We start from the raw sequence: 20,203 nt of genomic DNA on the forward strand, positions 1-20,203 counted from the left end.
CACCCTCACGCAGTTGCGCTTCGCTTTGCTCACTGTGACCAGCTCGCAGCGGGACTTGCACCCGCAGGTGTGCGCCCATGCTGGGCGCACCCATGTGAAAACGCCCGATGGAAACCATCGGGCGTTTCAGTCTTCAAACAAAGCCCCCGAGAAAGGGGGCCGTCAAATCAGCGAACCACAGCGATTTGCGAACGCTCACCACCTTTGTAGGTGTACATGGTCAAAGCGCCGTTCTTGATGTCGCCCTTTTCGTCGAAAGCGATGTCACCGGTCACACCTTTGTAAGTGATGCTCTTGAGTGCAGGCAAGTACTTGGCTGGATCGGCAGAACCTGCATTGACCATGGCCGTGGCCATGACCTTGACAGCGTCGTAAACGTAAGGCGCGTAGACCTGCACATCGGCATTGAACTTGGCCTTGAAGTCTGTACGGAATTTGTCCATGCCGACTTTCTGTTCACCTTCCACACCGCCGGCTTCAGCGCAAACCACGGCTTCGTCCTTCATCGCGTCGCCCGCCAACTTGGCCAACTCGGCTGTGCAAATGCCGTCGCCACCCATGAACTTGGCATTGATGCCCAAAGACTTCATCTGGCGCAGCATCGGGCCGGCCACAGCGTCCATGCCGCCGAAGAACACGACGTCAGGCTTCTTGGCCTTCAGGGTGGTCAGGATAGCGTTGAAATCAGAGGCTTTGTCCGTGGTGAACTCATGGCCCACGATGGTGCCGCCGGCAGCGGTAGCGCCCTTCTTGAACTCTTCAGCCACGCCCTGGCCGTAAGCGGTGCGGTCATCGATCACGGCGATGTTTTTGCCTTTGAGGGTTTCAACGGCATATTTGCCGAGGGTACCGCCCAAATGGACGTCATCAGCCACCACGCGGAAGGCACCTGCGTAGCCCTGACGGGTGTACTTGGGGTTGGTGGCCGATGGAGAAATCTGGGGAATGCCTGCTGTGTTGTAAATCTGCGAAGCAGGGATGGTGGTGCCGGAGTTCAGGTGGCCGATCACGCCATTGACTTTGGCATCGACCAGTTTCTGGGCGGCAGCAGTGCCTTGCTTAGGATCGGCAGCATCGTCTTCGGCCAGCAATTCAAATTTGACAGCCTTGTCCCCGATTTTCAAGCCAGCAGCATTGAGCTCTTCAATGGCCATGCGGGCACCGTTCTCGTTGTCTTTGCCCAAGTGAGCAATGGCACCACTGACAGGACCAACGTGGCCGATTTTGACGACCAAGGCGTCAGATACGGCTTCTTTTTTGCCGCATGCTGCCAATACGACGGCTGCTACAGCAACAGCCACCACGGTCAAAGAGCGTGTACCAGAAAATTTCATAGGAACTCCGAAGAATAAATTTGCTTCAATCAAGCAAGCCGTAAAGATACTGCAAAAAAGCCTCCACCTCACTCAGGGAAAACCAAAATCCAACGCTCTATGCAAGGGCAAATTCAATGGTCTTGGTACATTTTGGCCCTTTTCTCCCAAACGCCCTGCAAAGTTCGCTCCACCAACTCGGCTGTCAAGCGTTCAATTTCAGGGCGCAGGTTTTGCACCAACTCCCCGCTCAAGGCCAGTAAGGCTTTCTTTTCTGCGGCCCTGGCATCCAATGCAATCCTGACGACCTCAGGGACGTCGATCATGACCATCTTGCCGCTCAAGATGGGAATCTGTTCTGGCAAAACAGGGTTGGGCGGGACATGCGGATCATTGGGGGTCATGGCGCGCTCGCTTTGGACAGGTCGTGCTGAAGGAGTTCATAACCCAGCATTTTGTAATGTTTCCAGCGCTGGCGGGCCTGCATTCGACCATGTTCATCGCTGGACACCACCTCGATCAAGCGCTCAAAGCGGTCAAATCCAGCCGGCACGTCGTCTCCCAGGTTCACCAAGACGTCCTGAATGCCCCAGACATGGGGATCGGTGCCCAGACAAATGGCAGATGCTTGTTGAACGTCCTGTGTGTCCAGTTCGGAGCAATGCGGCAAAAATGCCACATCTTGAAAGCTCCACAGTGATGCATCAAGTTGCCTGAGCGTTGCAGGCGCGCCCATCACGGCGATGCGAAACCCTTGAGCATGGGCCTTGCGCAACAAACGGCAAGTGTGTTGCAAGCGCTCAGGGGTGTTGAAATGAAATTCGATGCGTGTCATCAAGATCGGGGCTGCCAGCGCTTGTTCGCCTGCGCGCTCAAAGCACCTTGCGCGGTGCGGCACGCCCCTGGGGCTTGCCCACCGATTTTTTAGCAGACTTCGTGACGGGTTGAGCTTGCCCGGCCTGGGCCAACAAATACTGCAGCAACAAGGCGACAGGACGGCCCGTTGCACCTTTGGCTGCGCCGCTGCGCCAAGCCGTGCCCGCGATGTCCAGGTGGGCCCAAGCGAAACGTTTGGCAAAACGTTGCAAGAATTTGGCGGCTGTGACGGAGCCTGCCGCACGACCACCCACATTGGCGACGTCGGCAAAGCGCGACTTCAAGGCCTCGGCATAGTCTTCATCCAAGGGCATGCGCCAGCAAGGGTCACCCGCTGTTTCACCCGCCTCAAACAACTGATGGGCCAATGCATCATCACTGGAGAACAAGCCGGTACGTACCGCACCCAGAGCGATCACACAGGCCCCCGTCAAGGTGGCAATGTCAATCACGGCTTGAGGCTTGAAGCGCTCGGCATAAGTCAGGGCGTCGCACAAGACCAAGCGGCCCTCTGCATCGGTGTTGAGGATTTCAATGGTTTGGCCACTCATGCTCGTGACCACATCGCCTGGTTTGACAGACAAGCCATCGGGCATGTTTTCCGTGGCAGGAATCAGCCCCACGACATTGATGGCGGGCTGCAGTTGGGCCAGTGCTTTGAAGACACCCAGCACACTGGCGGCGCCGCTCATGTCAAACTTCATCTCGTCCATTTCAGCTGCGGGCTTCATGGAGATACCACCGGTATCAAAAGTGATGCCTTTGCCAATCAACACCACAGGGGCTTGGCTGGCCGCGGCCCCGTTGTAGCGCATGACAATGAAACGCAAGGGCTCGGCCGAGCCGCGTGCCACCGCCATGAACGAGCCCATGCCCAGTTTGGCCACTTCTTTAGGCCCGAGTACTTCACACTTGAAAGCACGGCCACTGGCGATGGTCTTGGCAACCTGGGCCAATTGGGTGGGGGTTGAATGGTTGGCCGGGCGGTTGGCCCACTCCTTGGCCACTTCCATGCCGGCGACCAGCGCTTGGGTATGTGCCACTGCCGACGTCTGGCTGGCCTGTAGCTTGTCGACACTGACCACCACCTGCTTGAACGAACGCACGGCAGGTTGGCTCACGGTCGTGGTGTAGCTGTAGCTGGCCTCGCACAGACCAACCAAGGCCCACTGCAAAACTTGGGGCATCGTGTCAGCTGGGACGTGAAGCCCGATGCGTTTGATTTTGGCGGCCTTCATGGCGGCCCAAGCCCCCTGCATCGCACTGCGGATCTGCACAGCCTTGTTCTCGGCTGTACACGCCACCACCAGATGACGCACTTGAACACCTGGCTGACCATACAAACTCAACACAGCGCCTGCCTTGAGTTCAAAGTCGCCATTTTGGACGGCCATGGCGACCATGCGAGAGACCGGGTCCTGGGCGGAGGCGTCCGGCACGAGTGCGCCAGGCCACAAAATGATCAAGGCATCAAAATCATCTTGAATCACACGCGAGAGGGAACGCTTTTGGATTTCGAAGTTCATAATTCAGCTTTTCCTTTTTGCCAATGTTATTCCATTCATCTCTACGCAAAGACCTTGCGCGCAATTTTGGCGCCACGCTGGTGATTTTGGTGACCATTGTGATGACCATTATCCTGATACGCACTTTGGGTCAAGCGAGTCGGGGCAGCGTCAACCCCTCGGAGGTGATGCTGGTCATGGGCTTGAGCGTTCTGGGGCAAATGACCACCATCGCCACCTTGAGCCTTTTCATCGCTTGCGTCGCCACCTTGTCCAGAATGTACGGTGAAAGCGAGATGGTGATCTGGTTTGCCAGTGGCCAGGGACTGGCCAATTTCGTGCAACCACTGTTGCGTTTTGCATGGCCCATCTTGCTGGTCATCGCTTTGCTGTCGCTGTTTGTCTTGCCCTGGAGCCACCAACAAATCCAGGACCTGAAACAGAGGTATGAAAAACGCAACGACGTTGAACGCATCGCACCTGGGCAATTCCAGGAGTCCGCCGGCGGAAACCGGGTCTTTTTCATTGACAAAGACAGTCCGGGACAACGCTGGGGTACCAATGTCTTTGTCTCCAGCCGGGATGGCCGACTCGAAAGTGTCACAACGGCATCCCAGGGCCGGGTGGAATTTGTAGGCACCGACCGATTTTTGTACCTGGAAAACGGTCAGCAGTGGCTGACGCAGCTGGATACGGGCGAAACCCGCCTGACGCAATTTGAGCGTTACCAGTTGCTGATTGACACCGACAACGCCTTGCCCGGTGCAGCCGTGAACAGCCGCCAAAGCGCCACTTGGCAATTGATCCAGCAGCCCACAGCCGCCAACCAAGCCGAATTGGCATGGCGCACGGGCTTGTTGTTCACGGCCATCAACATGGTCCTGCTGGCATTGGCCCTGTCGGCGGTCAACCCCAGGGTGGGTCGCAGTTACCACCTCAGTTTGGCCCTGTTTGTTTTTGTGGCCTATTACAACTTGCTGACCGTGGGACAAAACTGGATCAGCACAGGCCGCGTGGGGGCTGGGGCCTTCATGCTGATGCTGCACGGGGGGGTGTTTTTGCTGGCCGTGTTGTGGCTGACGATTCGTCACATGAACTGGAGTTGGCGAACACTGATGCCTGTGAACGGCAGGGCACCAAGGAGCAGCACATGAAAACGGTGCGTCGTCTGCTTTACGGTGAAATCATCCGGGCCGTGCTGTTTGTGAGTCTGGGTTTCCTGGCCCTGTTCCTCTTTTTCGACATGGTCGATGAATTGCAAGTGCTCTCGCGTTACGGCAGTCAGGGCTACCAGTTGCAACATGCCCTTTTGTACATTGCGCTGAAAACACCGGATCATGTTTACGAACTGCTGCCGATCTCTGTGCTGATTGGCAGCATTTTTGTCATGGCTCGGCTGGCACAAAGCTCTGAGTTCACCATCTTGCGCACAGGCGGGCTGGAGCCTGCCATGGCTTTGAGCGCTCTGTTGAAGCTGGGACTGATTTTTTCTGCGCTGACCTTCTTTTTCGGGGATTACGCTGCACCGTGGGCGGAGCGGCAAGCGCACCAAATCAAAGCCCCCTTTCAGGGACAGTTGACCGTAGGACAAACCGGGGCCTGGCTGCGGGAAAAACAAGATCAGAAACAGTACGCTGTGAATGTGCGCCGCTTTGATGGCATCGCACTGATGCAAGAAGTGCGCATTCACGAGTTCAACGACAAGGGCCAACTGCTGGCCATCACCACCGCCCGTCAGGCACACATCCAGTCAGGACGGTGGTTACTCGGCGGGGTGGAAGAAAAATCCATCACCGAACCCGCATCGGCGGACAAAATGCGCTTCAAATCGGTACAGCTGACCCAGAAAAACTGGCCGACCGAGATCAGTGCGGACATGGTTGCAGCGGCGCTGCTCAGCCCCGATCGCATGGGCACTTGGGAATTGTTCCGCTACATGCGGCACCTGTCGGTGAACAACCAAAATGCCCAACGCTACGAAATCGAGTTCTGGCGCAAAATTTTTTACCCGCTGAGCTGCCTGGTCATGCTGGTGCTGGCCTTGCCGTTTGCCTACTTGCACTTTCGCTCGGGTCAAATTGCTGGGCATGTATTTGGCGGCGTACTGGCCGGGATCAGCTTTTCCCTGCTGAACAATGTGTTCAGCTTCGTGGGCAACTTGCAGAACTGGCAACCGCTTTTGACCTCTGCAGCGCCGGCCTTGATTTACAGCGCCATTTCCTTGGCGGCATTTTGGTGGATGGTTCTACGGCGATGACTTCTTCTTTTTCCCCATCCAGTCAGGCGTCCACGGGCGTCATTTTGTTTGCGCATGGATCGCGCGACCCGCTTTGGCGTCTGCCCATTGATGCCGTGGCCAAGCGCATGCGCGATCAGTGGCCCGAGATCACTGTGGATGTCGCGTTTCTGGAGTTGACCCTGCCCGACTTGCCCAGCACGGTCGAGCACATGATGAAGCACGGGATGACCCATTTGCGCATCGTGCCCATGTTCTTGGGGGTGGGTCGGCACGCCCGCGAAGACTTGCCCGAATTGGTCAAGGGCTTGGTCAAGGCTTACCCCCAAATGCAGTTCGAACTTTTACCCTCTGTGGGTGAGCACCCTGCCATGACGGCACTCATGGCCGAGATCGCCTCAGGACAAATTTGATAGACACATAAAGCATAATGCTTGACGTCAATATGACAACAAGCATATGAACCTTCATCAATTTCGATTTGTCCAAGAAGCCGCCCGGCGCAATCTGAACCTGACCGAAACCGCCAAGGTTCTGCACACCTCACAACCGGGGGTGTCCAAAGCCATCATCGAGTTGGAAGAAGAACTCGGTATCGAAATCTTTGCACGCCATGGCAAACGCCTCAAGCGAATCACCGAACCGGGACAGCATGTGCTGCGGAGCATCGAGCTGATCTTGCGCGAAGTGGGCAACCTCAAAAAAATTGGCGAGCAATACAGTGCGCAGGACAGCGGCACCCTGTCGATTGCCACCACCCACACCCAAGCCCGTTATGTGCTCCCGATGCCGGTGGCCAAATTGCGCGAGAAATACCCCAAAGTCAACATCAGCCTGCACCAAGGCGCACCGGATCAAGTGGCCAAAATGCTGCTGGATGACACGGCCGAAATCGGCATTGCCACCGAATCACTTTCCGCCTACGAAGACTTGGTCACCCTGCCCTGCTACGAATGGCAGCACGTGTTGGTGCTGCCGCTCGCGCACCCGATGGCCCACAAAGAGCACCTGTCACTGGAGGACATTGCCAGCGAGCCGATCATCACCTACCACCCGTCTTTCACAGGACGCAGTCGGATTGACCATGCTTTTGCAGCCAAAAAAATCATCCCGCGCATCGCCCTGGAAGCCATTGACTCCGATGTCATCAAAACTTATGTGCGCTTGGGTCTGGGCATCGGCATCGTGGCCGAAATGGCGGTCAAAGACGACCCGGTGAAAGACCTGGCGGTACGCCCCCTGGGTGGGCTGCTCGGAATGAACGTCGCCCGTGTCGCCTTCAAGCGTGGCGCTTATTTGCGCCAGTTTGTCTACCAGTTTGCCGAACTGCTCAGCGACCGACTCACCGCCCCCTTGGTGGCCAAGGCCATGAGCGGCCATGTGAACGATTACGAACTCTGAGCCCCACACCGTTTGTTCAACCCCCTGATCCTACTTGCACGATGACTGCACGCACCCCCAGCCTGGTTTCCAAAGCGCCCCACATGGGCACCACCATCTTCACCGTCATGTCGGCACTGGCCGCCGAGAAAAAAGCCGTCAATCTGGGCCAAGGCTTCCCGGACTTTGGTGCCGACCCCCACCTGCTGAGCCTGGTCAACGACGCCATGCAAGAAGGGCTGAACCAGTACCCGCCCATGGCCGGCGTGGCCCCCCTGCGTGAAGCCGTCTCCAGAAAAATCGAAGCGCTGTATGGCCGCCACTACGACCCGGTCAGCGAAATCACCGTGACGGCCGGTGCCACCCAGGCCATCTTGACCATCATCCTGGCCATCGTGCACCCGGGCGATGAAGTCATCGTGCTCGAACCCTGCTATGACAGCTACGTGCCCAACATCGAACTCGCGGGTGGCCAAGTGGTGCGCGTGCCCCTGACACCCGGCACATTCCGGCCCGACTTTGACAAGATCCGCGCCGCCATCAGCCCGCGCACCCGCGCCATCCTGATCAACTCGCCGCACAACCCCAGCGGCATGGTCTGGTCTCGGCAAGAGATGCTGACCCTCCAGGAGATTTTGGCCCCCACCGACATCGTGCTCATCAGCGACGAGGTGTACGAACACATGGTCTATGCCCCGCTGCAACACTGGAGCGCCGCGCACTTTGAAGGCCTGGCCGCCCGCGCCTTCATCGTGTCGAGCTTTGGCAAAACCTACCATGTGACCGGCTGGAAAGTGGGCACTGTGGCCGCCCCAGCGGCCTACACCGCCGAGTTCCGCAAAGTGCACCAATTCATGGTGTTCACCGTGAACACCCCCATGCAACACGGCCTGGCACGCTACATGGCCAACCCTGCGCCTTATCTGGAGCTGCCCGCCTTTTACCAGCGCAAGCGCGACCTGTTCCGCCAGGGCCTGGCGCAAACGCATTTCAGGCTGCTGCCCGGCGAAGGCACCTACTTCCAGTGCGTCGACATCTCAGACCTGAAGGTGCCCGAAAAAAACCTGAGCGAAGCCGACTTCTGCCAATGGCTCACTGCCGAGATCGGTGTGGCCGCCATCCCGCTGTCGGCGTTCTATGGCAACGGCTTCGACCAGAAAGTCATCCGCTTTTGCTTTGCCAAGAAAGACGAAACGCTGCTGGCGGCGCTGGACAAGCTCAAAGGGCTTTGATCTTGCGGGTGGCGGCTCGGTCGCAGGCCCGACCCGCCTGCGAGAACAGGTGGCAACCGAAGTCGCCCGCATGACCCGCCTTGACGCCCCCGGATGACCGCCTGCACCCCTCGCCACCTGCACACCCCGGCACCTGTCTCGCATACCCATGACACCTTCACGCTTTGCACCCCGCCTTCGTATCCCACTGTTCATGGTCATGGCCAGCTTGGGCTTGCTGGCCAGCTGCGCGGCACCCACCCTACCAGCGGCCGCACCGCGCACATCCGACAGCATCCTCCCCGCCCATCCGATCCCCGCAAGCCCCACACGCTTTGATCTGCCAGACGGCCAAAGCCTGGCCGGACGCCTGTGGGCCACGCCCAATCCAAGGCACATCGTGCTCGGCGTGCACGGCTTCAACGACTACAGCAAGGCATTCGAGCCCTTGGCGCAACACCTGGCCACACAGCTCCATGCCACGGTCTACGCCTATGACCAACGCGGCTTCGGGGCCAATCCCCAGCCCGGGATCTGGGCCGGATCGGATGCGCTGCTGGCCGACCTGCGCCACATCGCCGCGCAAATTCGCGCTCGGCACCCCGGTTTGCCGCTGACGGTGGTGGGCGAAAGCATGGGCGGTGCCCTGGTGTGGGTGGCGGCTGCTGAATCGCCTGGCCTGGTGGCCGACCAGATCGTGCTGCAGGCCCCTGCTGTCTGGGGTGCCCACAGCATGCCCTGGTACCAGCGGCTCAGCCTGCAATTCATGAACGCCATCGTCCCGGACATGACGTTGACCGGACGCGGGCTGCCATCGCTGGGCATCGCCCCGACTGACGACCCCGCTGTCTCGCGCGACCTCAGCCGCGACCCGCTGTTCATCAAGGCCACCCGCGTCAGCAGCCTGGCCGGGGTGACCACCCTCATGGGCCGCGCCCAGACCCTGAGCCAACACCCCCCGCAGCGCAGCCTGGTACTGTACGGCTTGCGCGACCGCATCATCCCGCCCGCCCCTGTGTGCGATTGGCTCACACGCCTGAACGCTGCAAGTGCCCCCGGTGCTGCGCTGGACTTTGTGGTCTACCCCGAAGGCTGGCACCTGTTGACGCGCCAGCTGCAAACCCGCGAAGTGCTGCAAGACGTGCACCAGTGGCTGCAGCAAAGTCCAGTGGCCCGACGCCAAAACTCACCACAGGCGCAAGAATTGGTGTGCGCCAAACGCCCGTGAGCACCCTGGTGACCGCGCTCAAAATGGTCACAGAGAACACCGACTGAGGCCGCGCCGCCACAGGCTCCATGCAGCAGACTCAATACACCATGGCCCACATCTCCAGGGGCGAGACCACCATGGCCTTCAAAGCCTGGGATTTGAGCCGCAAATCACGGTCCTCGGTGACCACAAAACAGGCCACATCCTGACCTTGATAGCGTTGCGCTTGCAAACTCTCCAAAATGCGACCGTCCGCCCGGTCGTTGCCTTGGCCGCCAGAAAACCACACCCGCAGGCTTTCGGTCTCGCTCCAATGCTGGTCATCCGGGCCATCGAACAAGATGTCGGCGCTCAGCAAAGGGTGCAGGTCGGTCATCAACCGCACCCGCTCGATCAGCAAAGCCCGCGCCCGCGCATTGGGCCCCTGTGTGGCAGAAAAATACTCGGCCCCGATCAGCGGCTTGAGTTTGGGCAGCAGGTTGTGCCCATCGATGATCAGGCGGATCGGTCGCGCATGGCGCAGCCCGTGCTCAAAATGCTGCTTGGGCGTGACGGGCGGGTGCTCGTCCTTGAGCACCCCGCTGACCGGGTGGTGCAGGTCATAAATCTGCATCGCCCGCCTGTCCAGCAAATCGTAGGCCTGCTGGCACATCGCCAGACTCCAGGCCTCGGCGGACATGCTGCGCTCGACCTCGCGCTTTTTCTCCTGCAGCTCGTCCATGTCATGGATGGCCAGCAACGCCTGTCCCAGCTGCCGAACGGGCTGGCGCGTGGGCTGAATCGAGGTTTGGACCAGCCGCGCCTGCAAGGCCTCCATGTGGTTGGCCAGCGCACGCTGCTCCTCGCCCAGCTGAGGCAAAGGCCGTAAAGCCTCGGCCTGCGCCTCTTGCAGCATTGCGAGCAATCGCTGCGCCTCGGCCAATTGCTGACCCACGGCGCTGCGCGTGCCGTAACGCTTGTCCTCCTGCGCCTGCCGCGCCAACAACTGCCGCGCCCGATCCAGTGGATCAGACGGGTTTGACACGGGCAAGGCCAACGCCTCGCTGGCCATGAGCCATGGGGCCATGCGCTTGTTCAAGCCATCGGCAATGCCCTGCGCCACCCGCACACGCCAATCGCCCTCGGCGGCGGTCAGCCGCGCACGCACGGCCTTGAACTGTTCGTCCAGCGCTTGCACGTCCTTGCTCAGCTTGTCTCGCTGGCGAAGCAGGCCATCGCGCTCGTCTTGCAACTCGTTGCGCTCGCGCTGTACCTGTTTGAACAAGGGGCTGGCCCGGATCTCGCGCTCCGCCTGCTCGCGGCTTTGGGGCTGCGCGGTTGCGGGCGCTGGTGCCTGGCGCAGGTTCAGGCGGGATGCAGGCGGCTCGTAAGGCAAATCTGCCAACACCGGCTGCAGCAACGTCAGCAAAGGCTTGAAGCGCTGTTTGAAGGTCTCCTCTGCCTTGGGTTTGCCGGTCTTGGCGATGCCCTTGGCACTGGCTTGGGTGCTGGATTCGAGATGGGATTGGGCCAGTGCACGGACCGACTCGCGCTCATCGAGCCCCATCGCCGCCAGCACCGGTACCCGGCCAAAGCGCTGCATCAAGGCCGACAAACCCAGCTCAATGGCCTTGTCGCTCAACACCGACACCAGCGGCTCCGACAAGCTCGCGCTTCTGAGCAGTTCCAAAATCAGGGGCGGCAATGTTTTGAGCTGCATCTTGGCCAGCACGCGCTGGCGCAACAAATCGGTGTTGGGCTTGTCTTGTTTCAGGCCCTGCATCAGCTCGGGCATCTTTTTTGCACCCGCCACCAAATCGCCCTCGGGCATGGCCTGCACGGCGCTTTTCAAGTACGCCAGCAGCTCGGCATCGAGGCCCTGCCAAATGGCGCCCCAATCGGGCGCAGTGCCTTGCAGGCCAGGGGACAGGGGCGGCTGAGAAGATGTGTTGACTGCATTCATGGATCGGGCGATCTTCTCATGCGCCGCCCCCCATGGGGCCTCGTTCAGCGTGAAGACCGCCGCCAGCAAGAGCGCAAAAGCACACACCCGGCCCGTCGTCGGTCTGGCCAAGCTGCGGATACTGTTTGGTTTGCCCGGCACAGAAAGGACGCAGCACCTGACCGACTGAACAGGTCGGGCCATGCGTGAGACATGGGCCAGCTGCCCATGCAGCGCTTGCCCGAGAAACGCATGCCCGAGAAACAGCGCGCTTCCAGTGCAAAATTGGCTGACCTGAACCTGTTTCCATTTCAACTTTTCCCCACCCCATGACCACCGCCACCGCCACCGCCACCCATTTCGCCCCCGGCCTTGCCATTCAAGGCTTCACCGCCCCCTTGGCACTGTCCCAGTTCAAGCTCATCGCGTTTGACATGGATTCGACGCTCATCAGCATCGAGTGCGTGGACGAGATCGCCGATGCCGTGGGCCGCAAGGCCGAGGTGGCGGCCATCACCGAAGCGGCCATGCGCGGCGAGATCACCGATTTCAAGGACAGCCTGCGCCGCCGTCTGGCGCTGCTCAAGGGCGTGACGCTGGCCGACATGGAACGCGTCTACACCGAGCGCCTGAAGATCAACCCCGGCGCAGCAGATCTGATTGCGGCCTGCCAGAAGGCGGGCATGAAAGTGCTGCTGGTCTCGGGCGGCTTCACTTTCTTTGCAGACCGCGTCAAAGACCGCTTGAAGATCGACTTCGCCCGTTCCAACCGGCTGGAAATTGTCAATGGCGAGCTGACCGGGGGCCTGGTCATGCAAAGCTGGGGCGACATTTGCGATGGCGCAGAAAAACGCCGCACCTTGCTCGAAGTGGCATCCCTGCTGGGCATCGAACCGCACGAATGCATCGCCATGGGCGACGGCGCGAACGATCTGCCCATGATGGGCGTCTGTACTGAAGCGGGGGGTCTGTCGGTGGCCTACCACGCCAAACCCAAGGTGCGTGAGCAAGCCATGGTGGCCATCAACGAAGGCGGACTCGACCGCCTGCTGGAAGTCGTCAAACCCTGATGCATTGAACAGCGAATCAGTCATGTGCGCGACTGATTCCCCGCGTTAACCCTGAGGGTTTGGCCGTTTGTAAGTAGCCAGCTATCACCCGCTGCCCGGCCTCCGCTGAAATACTGGATCCGTCCTTTGCAAAGCCTGCAAAGACATCCAAATCAACGGAGACTTTCATGCGCGTCATCCCCATCACCCAGAACGTTGAAGCCGCTGGCTGCGACGAAGAAAGCGGCGTCGTCCGCAAAGTCAACATGCCTTTGGCACGCCGCGACTTCCTCAAGGGGTCCGGCCTGCTGTTTGGCACCCTCGCTTCGGGCTCCATGCTCGCGGCCCTGGCCCCGTCCACCGCCTGGGCGCTGGAACTGAAGAAACTCTCCACCGCCGAGGGCCAGACCCTGATGGCCATGGGCCGTGTGTTGTTCCCCCACAAAAAACTGCCCGACGCGGTTTATGCGCTGCTGTCCAAAGACCTGGACGCCAAAGCTGCAGGTGACGCAGGTGCGGCCAAGATGCTTCAAGACGGCGTGGCCTACCTGAACAAATCCACTGGCGGCAACTTTGCCAAGGCCAGCGCCAAGCAGCAATACGAATTGGTACTGAGCATGGAAGGCACAGCGTTCTTTGCCACCGTGCGCGGTCAGTGTGTCACATCGCTGTATGACAACGACATGGCCTATGCGGTGTTCGGCTACCCCGGCTCGGCCTGGGAAAAAGGCGGCTACATCACCCGGGGCTTTCAAGACCTCAAATGGTTGCCTGCCCCGTCCAAAGAAGCCAGCCCACCGCCCTTCATGGGCTGATACCGGCTGCACATCGCATAGACCCCCCACAGAATACAGAGGATTGACATGGCTAAATTTGATTTCAATGACGACTCCGTGGTCGTCATCATTGGTTCAGGCGCAGGCGGCGGCACATTGGCCAACGAACTCTGCCAAAAAGGCATCAAGGTGGTGTCGCTCGAAGCGGGCGCACGCCAATCGCAAGAATCGTTCATCAACGACGAATGGAAGTCGTTCAGCCAGCTGGCCTGGCTGGACGCCCGAACCACTTCGGGCTCCTGGCGCGTGGCCAAAGACTTTGCCGGTCTGCCTGCCTGGATCTGCAAAACCGTGGGTGGCACCACCACCCACTGGGCCGGGGCTTCACTGCGCTTTCAAGAGCATGAGTTCCGCACCAAAACCGTTTACGGCAACGTGGCCGGTGCCAACCTGCTGGACTGGCCCGTCACGCTGGACGAGCTGGCCCCCTACTACGCCAAAGCCGAAAACAAAATGGGCGTGACCCGCACCAACGGCATCCCCGGCCTGCCGGGCAACAACAACTTCAAGGTCATGCACGCCGGGGCCACCAAGCTCGGCTACAAGGAAGTGCACACCGGCAACATGGCGATCAACAGCCAACCCCGCGACGGCCGCGGCCGCTGCATGCAGCTGGGTTTTTGCTTCCAGGGCTGCAAAAGCGGTGCCAAATGGTCCACGCTGTACACCGAGATTCCGCGTGCCGAAGCCACCGGCCATTTTGAGCTGCGCCCGCAGTCGCATGTCACCCGCATCGAGCACAACGCCGCAGGCAAAGTGACCGGCGTAGTCTACTTTGACAAGGACGGCAAAGAGCAACGCCAAAAAGCCCGCGTGGTTTGTGTGGCCGGTAACGCCATCGAAACGCCCCGCCTGCTCTTGATGTCGGAGTCCAGCAAGTTCAAGGACGGCTTGGCCAACTCCTCTGGCCAAGTGGGCCGCAACTACATGCGCCACATGACCGGCTCGGTGTATGCCGCCTTCAAGAACCCGGTCCACATGTACCGCGGCACCACCATGGCCGGTATCGTGCGCGACGAAGCGGCGCACAACCCCAGCCGGGGCTTTGTGGGCGGTTACGAGCTGGAAACCCTGTCGCTGGGCATCCCCTTCATGGCCGCCTTCCTGAACCCTGGTGGCTGGGGCCCTGAATTTTCCTGGTGGATGGACCACTACACCAACCTGGCCGGCATGTGGCTGGTGGGCGAAGACATGCCTCGCGAAACCAACCGCGTCACACTCAACAAGAACGTCAAGGACCAGTACGGCAACTACGCGCCTAACGTCCACTTTGACGACCATGACAACGACATCGCCATGCGCAACCACGCCTTCACACAGGCCGAGCGCATCTACAACGCGGCCGGGGCCATCAAGACTTTCCGCACGCCACCCTACCCGTCCACCCACAACATGGGCACTTGTCGCATGAGCGCCAGACCCGAAGACGGCGTGGTCAACAAATGGGGACAATCGCACGACATCAGCAACCTGTTTGTCAGCGACGGCAGCCAGTTCACCACTGGCGGCGCAGAAAACCCCACTTTGACGATCGTGACGCTGGCCATTCGCCAAGCCGATCAGATCGCCAAATTGATGACCGAAAAAGCGCTTTGAGCTGAAAGCGCCACCCAAGATGTCCCAGATTGTTCTAGCCGCAGGAGCGCGCCATGTGTGAATATTTTGTCAAAGCTGACCCCATCCAGTATGAGCAACGCTCACGCACGGTGCGCATCAAAAACGTGTTGACCAGCATCCGACTGGAAAACATGGTCTGGGACATCCTGGCCGAAATGGCCGAAGAAGAAGGCTGCACCACCAACGCCCTGATCGCCAAATTTCACGAAGAAATCCTGGCGCACCGGGGGGAGGTGCCCAACTTTGCATCGTTCTTGCGGGTCACCAGCATGCGTTACCTGCACCGCTCGATGATGAACCTGGAAAAGCAACTCAACCCGCCGCCCCAGGTGGCCATGCCCATCACCGCACGCGCTGGGGGGGCCATCGCGCCCCCAAAGATGCTGGCGGCAGTGGGCAGGTAATCCATCTTTTCACTGCTTTGACCTGGAGAACCGAGCGGTCTCCAGAGGTCTTGTCACGCACTGTTCACAGCACGCGCGACAGCGGTTCCCTTGATTTTTCAACTTCTGAACTTGACATGAGCTTTCACACAGAATCCCATCCCGGCGTGAGCGCCAGCACGCCCGAACCCACACGCGGCTTTGTCTTCAACCACGCGATGATGCGCATCAAGGACCCTGAGGTCAGTCTTGACTTTTACACCCGCATCATGGGCATGCGGGTGCTGCGCAAGCTGGACTTCCCCGAGATGAAGTTCTCGCTGTACTTTTTGCACCGCCAAGCCGACACCGAGTCGGCACCAGATGACGAGGGCGAGCGCACCGCCTGGACCTTCAGCCAGCGCGGCATTCTGGAGCTGACCCACAACTGGGGCACGGAAAACGACCCCGAATTCAAATACCACGATGGCAACGCCCAGCCGCAGGGATTTGGTCACATCTGTTTTTCGGTGCCCGACCTGGCCGCCGCCGTGGCCTGGTTTGACGAGAACCAGGTGACCTATGTGAAGCGACCAGATCAAGGCAAGATGAAAGACGTCGCTTTCATCAAAGACCCCGACGGCTATTGGATCGAAATCGTCCAGCCCGATTTGCTCAAACAACTGGGGCGCTGAATGAAAGCCGCACTGCTTTTGATATCCGGTCTGCTGCTGAGCGGCCAGGGCTGGGCCAATGAAGCGCTGGCCAAGAAAAATGGCTGCACGGGCTGCCACGCCATGGCCAGTGCCCTGGTCGGACCTGCATTCAAGGACGTGGCCGCCAAATATGCCGATCAAGCAGATGCCAAGGACCAGCTGATCCAAAGCATTCGCCAGGGCAGCTCGGGCAAATGGGGCCAGATGGCCATGCCGCCTCAAGGCCAACTGCCTGCAGCCGATGCCCAAAAGCTGGCGCTTTGGGTGCTCAAATCCAAGTGAACGCCGCTCACCGACCATGAAATACCTGCACACCATGGTCCGGGTCGCGGACCTGGACACTTCACTGCGCTTTTACCGCGATGCACTGGGCCTGCAAGTGCTGCGCCAATTTGACGTGCCCGCCGGGCGCTTCACCCTGGTCTATCTGGCCGCGCCCGGCGACAGCCAGGCGCAGATCGAACTGACGCACAACTGGGACGAAACCGGCTACACGCAAGGGCGCAACTTTGGTCATGTGGCCTACGCCGTGGACGACATTTATGCCACCTGCCAACGGCTGCTGGACCACGGCGTACAAATCGTGCGCCCGCCCCGCGATGGCCACATGGCCTTTGTGCGCTCACCCGACCAGATTTCCATCGAATTGCTGCAACGCGGCACCCCCCAGCCACCGGTCGAACCCTGGGTCTCCATGCCCAACATCGGCCAGTGGTGAAGCCGCTCTTAGAGGACCCCCACCCATGACCTGTACCGTCTCGCCCGCTTGGGACACCGCCAGCCAGCAAGGCCATCCCGACTGGCCCCACCATTGGGCCGTGGCCTACATGCCCGGCTCCTTGCCCATGGGCGGTGTGGTGCCCATGACCCCCATCCACGCCTTTAGCAGCAGCCCCCGCGCCCTGCAACTGAAAACACAAACCAGCCTGAAACCGGTCCGCAGCGACATGGAACTCGGTGACTTGCTGGCGTTTGAAATATCGGATCTGCTCACACCCGAAGAAGCCGACGCCATCGTCACCGCCAGTGAACTGATGGGCTACCGCGACGAAGCGCCCGGCATCAACACCCCACCTGGCATGCGCATGAACAAATCGGTGCATTGGGTGGCCGACGACCGCTTGCTCGATCCGCTGATGGCCCGCATGCGGCACCTGCTGCCGCCCGCCATCGACGGTCAGCCCCTGTACGGCCTGCTCAGCCAGCGCCTGAACATGTACCGCTACGACGCCGACGATGTCTTCAACCGCCATGTGGACGGACAATGGCCCGGCTACAGCCTGAGCGAAGACCGCCGCCGGATGCTGCAATGGGGCGACAGCGTGCACTCGGGCCTGACCATGGTGCTCTACCTCAATGGCCCGGAAGACGGCGTGAGCGGCGGTTGCACCCGTTTGTTCCGGCGCGATGGCTCCTGGGTCGATGTGTTGCCCCGCAAAGGCTCGGCGGTGTTTTTCCGGCACGGCTTTGGCCCCGACTCGGTGGTGCACGAGGGCCGTCAGGTCGGTGCCGGGGCGTCCAAATATGTCGCCCGCATCAACATCATGTACGGGCAGGAGTGATCAGCCGCGCCGGGCCGCACGCAAGGGTTTGAGCAAATCGCTCAGCCCGTTGTGGTCGATCTCTTGCATCAGCCGCAAAAGCTGACCCACCTCGCCTTTGGGAAAACCCTCACGGGCAAACCAGTTGAGGTAGTTGCCGGGTAGGTCGGCGATCAGCGTGCCCTTGTGTTTGCCAAAAGGCATGGGCATGCTGACCAGTTTTTCCAGGTCTTCGGGTTTCATGGCGAAATCCTCAAGCCCTGCCCCAGAGCCATTCACGCACCCGGGCATGGAAGGCCTCACGCCGCGAGATCATGACCCAATGCCCGCACGGCAAGCCTTGCACCGCGCTGCCGGGCGTGGCTGCGACTTTTTCCAGCCATCGGGCCGAATGGAACATGAAGGGCTTGCGCTCGCCATAGACAAACAGCAGTGGCATGGGCAACTGAATTTGCGCCGCACCCTTGAAGCCACCCGCCGTGCCGAACCACTGCATGGCATAGGGGTAGTTCATCTTGTGGGTGATGTTCTCTTGCGCCGTCGGGCAACGCAGCCCGCGGGCCATGGCGCGGGTCATGCGGGTGCCCAGACTGCCGCCGATTTTCCAGGCCAAGGCCAGCCACACCTGGTAGCCCATCACCGATAACTTTTCCTTGACGCCCCAGCTGCGCAACAAGGCACCCGAATTGTGGTCCCCCACGTCCACCGCCACCACACGGGCCACGCGCTCAGGGTGGTACATGGCAAATTCGTAGCCAAAAATGCAGCCCCAGTCGTGCAGCATCAGCGTCACGGGCTGGCCCGGGCTGATGCGGTCCACGATCTGGCGAAGAAGCTGACACATGTCACCCAAGCTGGTGGCCGCAGGGCCGCTTTCAAAACCCGGCAGCGTCAGGCGCGCACAGATGGCGCGGTCCTGAAGCGCGGCCACCGTGCCGTTCCACAAGGCGCGGGTATCGGGCCAGCCGTGCAGCATGAGGATGACTTCGTCACCCTGCCCTTGCAGCCAGACCTCGGTGCCGTTGACTTCGATGCAAAGTTCGGTGGACATGTGGGTTTGAGTTTGGATGAGCCCAAGCCTTTGGGCGACGGTTTGAGGGGCGCGTGGGCTGATCGCCCGTGGTGGATTTGTTGGAGACCACCCCCGCGGGCGATGGCATGCAAACACACCAAGCAATCGCCCACGGGGTGGGCTTCTACAAGACAAGGATCACAGCGCCTTGGCCAGACGCGCCACGCCTTCAAGGATCTTGTCTTCGCCCACCGTGGCAAAGCTCAGGCGGAAGGTGGCGTGGTCGGGGTGGGCGCAGAAAAACGGCGTGCCGGGCACAAAGGCCACGCCGTTGTCGATGGCGCGTTTGGCGAACACGTTGCCGTCTGCCACCTTGCCGCCTGCACCCGTCAGGCGCGCCCAGACGAACAGGCCGCCTTGGGGCTGCACAAACTCCACCGCATTACCCAGCTCACGGCGCAGTGCGTCGCCCATGGTTTGGGCACGTTTGGCATACACAGCACGCACTTTGTCCAAGGTGGCAGGCATGCGGCCCGCCAACAGGTATTGCGCGGCCGTGGCCTGGGCAAAGGTGCTGGTGTGGGCGTCGCTGAACTGCTTGCACATGGTGGCGCGGGCCAGCAACTCGGCGGGGGCGATCATCCAGCCCACGCGCAGCCCGGGCGACAGCACTTTAGAGAGCGACCCGCAATGCACCAGCAGCTCGCGGCTGCCGGGCACCGATGCGCTCATGGCCAGCAAGCTGGGCGGTGGTGTTTCGCCAAAATACAAATCGCCATAAGGGTCGTCTTCGACGATCAGGGTCTGGTGTTTGACCGCCATCTCGAGCACTTGGCGGCGGCGCTCGGCGCTGAGCAAGGCACCGCTGGGGTTGCCAAAGGTGGGAATCAAATACACAAATTTGGGCTTGTGCTCGGCGATCAGCTTTTCAAGTTCGTCGGTTTTGACGCCGTGACCGTCCACCGGGGCGCTGATGAGCTCAGCACCGTAGAGGCGAAAGCACTGGATGGTGGCCAAAAAGGTCGGGCCTTCCACGATCACCTTGTCGCCGGGGCTGATCATGGTCTTGCCGATCAAATCGAGCGCCTGCTGGCTGCCGGTGGTCACGATCAGCTGGTCGGCAGTCACGTCTTGGGCACCCTTTTGGGCCATGAAGTGGGCCAGTTGCTCACGCAGCGGGCCAAAGCCTTCGGTCGCGCCGTATTGCAGCGCCGCGCCGGGGTCTTGCGTCAGGGCCGCGTTGCTGGCTTCTCGGATGCCGTCCACGTCAAACATGGCGCTGTCCGGGAAGCCGCCCGCAAAACTGATGATGCCCGGCTTGCCCAAGAGCTTGAACAGCTCACGGATGGCGGAGGTTTCGACGTTGTTCAGGCGATCGGCAAATTGCAAAGACATGGTGGTGTATCTTCCCGGGTTGA

23 protein-coding genes are annotated in these 20,203 nt (G+C 60.3%); 15 read left to right on the forward strand and 8 right to left on the reverse strand.

Annotated features, from left to right (window positions below):
* Positions 1-167: 167 nt before the first annotated feature.
* The 4 genes from B9Z47_RS04640 to B9Z47_RS04655 all read right to left on the reverse strand — a co-directional run bounded on the left by B9Z47_RS04640 (position 168) and on the right by B9Z47_RS04655 (position 3,715).
* Positions 168-1,334: a branched-chain amino acid ABC transporter substrate-binding protein gene (locus B9Z47_RS04640; RefSeq protein ID WP_108330111.1), complete on the reverse strand. Its 1,167-nt coding sequence runs from the start codon at positions 1,332-1,334 to the stop codon at positions 168-170.
* A gap of 113 nt (positions 1,335-1,447) precedes the next feature.
* Complete coding sequence (locus B9Z47_RS04645; protein ID WP_108330112.1) at positions 1,448-1,717, reverse strand: hypothetical protein; 270 nt, start codon at positions 1,715-1,717, stop codon at positions 1,448-1,450.
* A complete protein-coding gene (locus tag B9Z47_RS04650; RefSeq protein ID WP_108330702.1) occupies positions 1,714-2,148 on the reverse strand; it encodes a DNA polymerase III subunit chi in 435 nt (144 codons plus the stop codon). The genes B9Z47_RS04645 and B9Z47_RS04650 overlap by 4 nt, the downstream gene beginning before the upstream one ends.
* Positions 2,149-2,185: 37 nt before the next feature.
* The gene (locus B9Z47_RS04655) at positions 2,186-3,715 is read right to left on the reverse strand and encodes a leucyl aminopeptidase (protein WP_108330113.1); all 1,530 of its coding nucleotides are present in this window, start codon (positions 3,713-3,715) and stop codon (positions 2,186-2,188) included.
* Between the two features lie 23 nt (positions 3,716-3,738).
* Between B9Z47_RS04655 and lptF the strand changes: the two genes are divergently transcribed.
* The 6 genes from lptF (at position 3,739) to B9Z47_RS04685 (ending at position 9,749) form a co-directional block, all read left to right on the forward strand.
* Entirely contained in the window at positions 3,739-4,848 is a 1,110-nt protein-coding gene (lptF, locus tag B9Z47_RS04660) for an LPS export ABC transporter permease LptF (RefSeq protein WP_108330114.1), read from the forward strand.
* Positions 4,845-5,951: an LPS export ABC transporter permease LptG gene (lptG, locus tag B9Z47_RS04665; RefSeq protein WP_108330115.1), complete on the forward strand. Its 1,107-nt coding sequence runs from the start codon at positions 4,845-4,847 to the stop codon at positions 5,949-5,951. Before lptF ends, lptG begins: the two co-directional genes overlap by 4 nt.
* Positions 5,948-6,343 (forward strand): sirohydrochlorin chelatase, encoded by a 396-nt coding sequence (locus tag B9Z47_RS04670; protein WP_108330116.1) that lies wholly within the window; start codon positions 5,948-5,950, stop codon positions 6,341-6,343. Before lptG ends, B9Z47_RS04670 begins: the two co-directional genes overlap by 4 nt.
* Positions 6,344-6,389: 46 nt before the next feature.
* The gene (locus B9Z47_RS04675) at positions 6,390-7,331 is read left to right on the forward strand and encodes a CysB family HTH-type transcriptional regulator (protein WP_108330117.1); all 942 of its coding nucleotides are present in this window, start codon (positions 6,390-6,392) and stop codon (positions 7,329-7,331) included.
* A 41-nt stretch (positions 7,332-7,372) separates the two neighbouring features.
* The gene (locus B9Z47_RS04680; protein WP_108330118.1) at positions 7,373-8,542 is read left to right on the forward strand and encodes a pyridoxal phosphate-dependent aminotransferase; all 1,170 of its coding nucleotides are present in this window, start codon (positions 7,373-7,375) and stop codon (positions 8,540-8,542) included.
* 148 nt (positions 8,543-8,690) lie between these two features.
* Positions 8,691-9,749: an alpha/beta fold hydrolase gene (locus B9Z47_RS04685; protein WP_108330119.1), complete on the forward strand. Its 1,059-nt coding sequence runs from the start codon at positions 8,691-8,693 to the stop codon at positions 9,747-9,749.
* A gap of 79 nt (positions 9,750-9,828) precedes the next feature.
* Here B9Z47_RS04685 and B9Z47_RS04690 read toward each other — a convergent pair whose 3' ends face one another.
* The gene (locus B9Z47_RS04690; protein ID WP_146185752.1) at positions 9,829-11,673 is read right to left on the reverse strand and encodes a hypothetical protein; all 1,845 of its coding nucleotides are present in this window, start codon (positions 11,671-11,673) and stop codon (positions 9,829-9,831) included.
* On the opposite strand from B9Z47_RS04690, the gene B9Z47_RS18525 reads away from it, so the two are divergent.
* The 9 genes from B9Z47_RS18525 to B9Z47_RS04730 all read left to right on the forward strand — a co-directional run bounded on the left by B9Z47_RS18525 (position 11,672) and on the right by B9Z47_RS04730 (position 17,794).
* Positions 11,672-11,842: a hypothetical protein gene (locus B9Z47_RS18525; protein WP_158271617.1), complete on the forward strand. Its 171-nt coding sequence runs from the start codon at positions 11,672-11,674 to the stop codon at positions 11,840-11,842. The genes B9Z47_RS04690 and B9Z47_RS18525 overlap by 2 nt on opposite strands.
* Positions 11,843-11,981: 139 nt before the next feature.
* Positions 11,982-12,722: a phosphoserine phosphatase SerB gene (gene serB, locus B9Z47_RS04695; protein WP_108330121.1), complete on the forward strand. Its 741-nt coding sequence runs from the start codon at positions 11,982-11,984 to the stop codon at positions 12,720-12,722.
* Positions 12,723-12,889: 167 nt separating this feature from the next.
* Positions 12,890-13,516: a twin-arginine translocation signal domain-containing protein gene (locus tag B9Z47_RS04700; protein WP_108330122.1), complete on the forward strand. Its 627-nt coding sequence runs from the start codon at positions 12,890-12,892 to the stop codon at positions 13,514-13,516.
* Positions 13,517-13,564: 48 nt separating this feature from the next.
* On the forward strand, positions 13,565-15,133 hold the full coding sequence (locus B9Z47_RS04705; RefSeq protein ID WP_108330123.1) for a GMC family oxidoreductase: 1,569 nt from the start codon (positions 13,565-13,567) through the stop codon (positions 15,131-15,133).
* A 53-nt stretch (positions 15,134-15,186) separates the two neighbouring features.
* Entirely contained in the window at positions 15,187-15,558 is a 372-nt protein-coding gene (locus B9Z47_RS04710) for a ribbon-helix-helix domain-containing protein (protein ID WP_108330124.1), read from the forward strand.
* Positions 15,559-15,674: 116 nt separating this feature from the next.
* Positions 15,675-16,211: a lactoylglutathione lyase gene (gene gloA, locus B9Z47_RS04715; RefSeq protein WP_108330125.1), complete on the forward strand. Its 537-nt coding sequence runs from the start codon at positions 15,675-15,677 to the stop codon at positions 16,209-16,211.
* Complete coding sequence (locus B9Z47_RS04720) at positions 16,212-16,514, forward strand: c-type cytochrome (RefSeq protein WP_108330126.1); 303 nt, start codon at positions 16,212-16,214, stop codon at positions 16,512-16,514.
* A 16-nt stretch (positions 16,515-16,530) separates the two neighbouring features.
* Positions 16,531-16,950 (forward strand): VOC family protein, encoded by a 420-nt coding sequence (locus B9Z47_RS04725; RefSeq protein WP_108330127.1) that lies wholly within the window; start codon positions 16,531-16,533, stop codon positions 16,948-16,950.
* Between the two features lie 25 nt (positions 16,951-16,975).
* A complete protein-coding gene (locus B9Z47_RS04730; RefSeq protein WP_108330128.1) occupies positions 16,976-17,794 on the forward strand; it encodes a 2OG-Fe(II) oxygenase in 819 nt (272 codons plus the stop codon).
* Here B9Z47_RS04730 and B9Z47_RS04735 read toward each other — a convergent pair whose 3' ends face one another.
* The 3 genes from B9Z47_RS04735 to B9Z47_RS04745 form a co-directional block, all read right to left on the reverse strand.
* The gene (locus tag B9Z47_RS04735) at positions 17,795-18,016 is read right to left on the reverse strand and encodes a DUF3820 family protein (RefSeq protein WP_108330129.1); all 222 of its coding nucleotides are present in this window, start codon (positions 18,014-18,016) and stop codon (positions 17,795-17,797) included.
* Positions 18,017-18,026: 10 nt separating this feature from the next.
* Positions 18,027-18,824: an alpha/beta fold hydrolase gene (locus B9Z47_RS04740; RefSeq protein ID WP_108330130.1), complete on the reverse strand. Its 798-nt coding sequence runs from the start codon at positions 18,822-18,824 to the stop codon at positions 18,027-18,029.
* Positions 18,825-18,983: 159 nt separating this feature from the next.
* Positions 18,984-20,180: a PLP-dependent aminotransferase family protein gene (locus tag B9Z47_RS04745; protein WP_108330131.1), complete on the reverse strand. Its 1,197-nt coding sequence runs from the start codon at positions 20,178-20,180 to the stop codon at positions 18,984-18,986.
* Positions 20,181-20,203: the final 23 nt, after the last annotated feature.

The organism is Limnohabitans sp. 2KL-1, from assembly GCF_003063435.1.
Taxonomy (GTDB): domain Bacteria; phylum Pseudomonadota; class Gammaproteobacteria; order Burkholderiales; family Burkholderiaceae_C; genus Limnohabitans_A.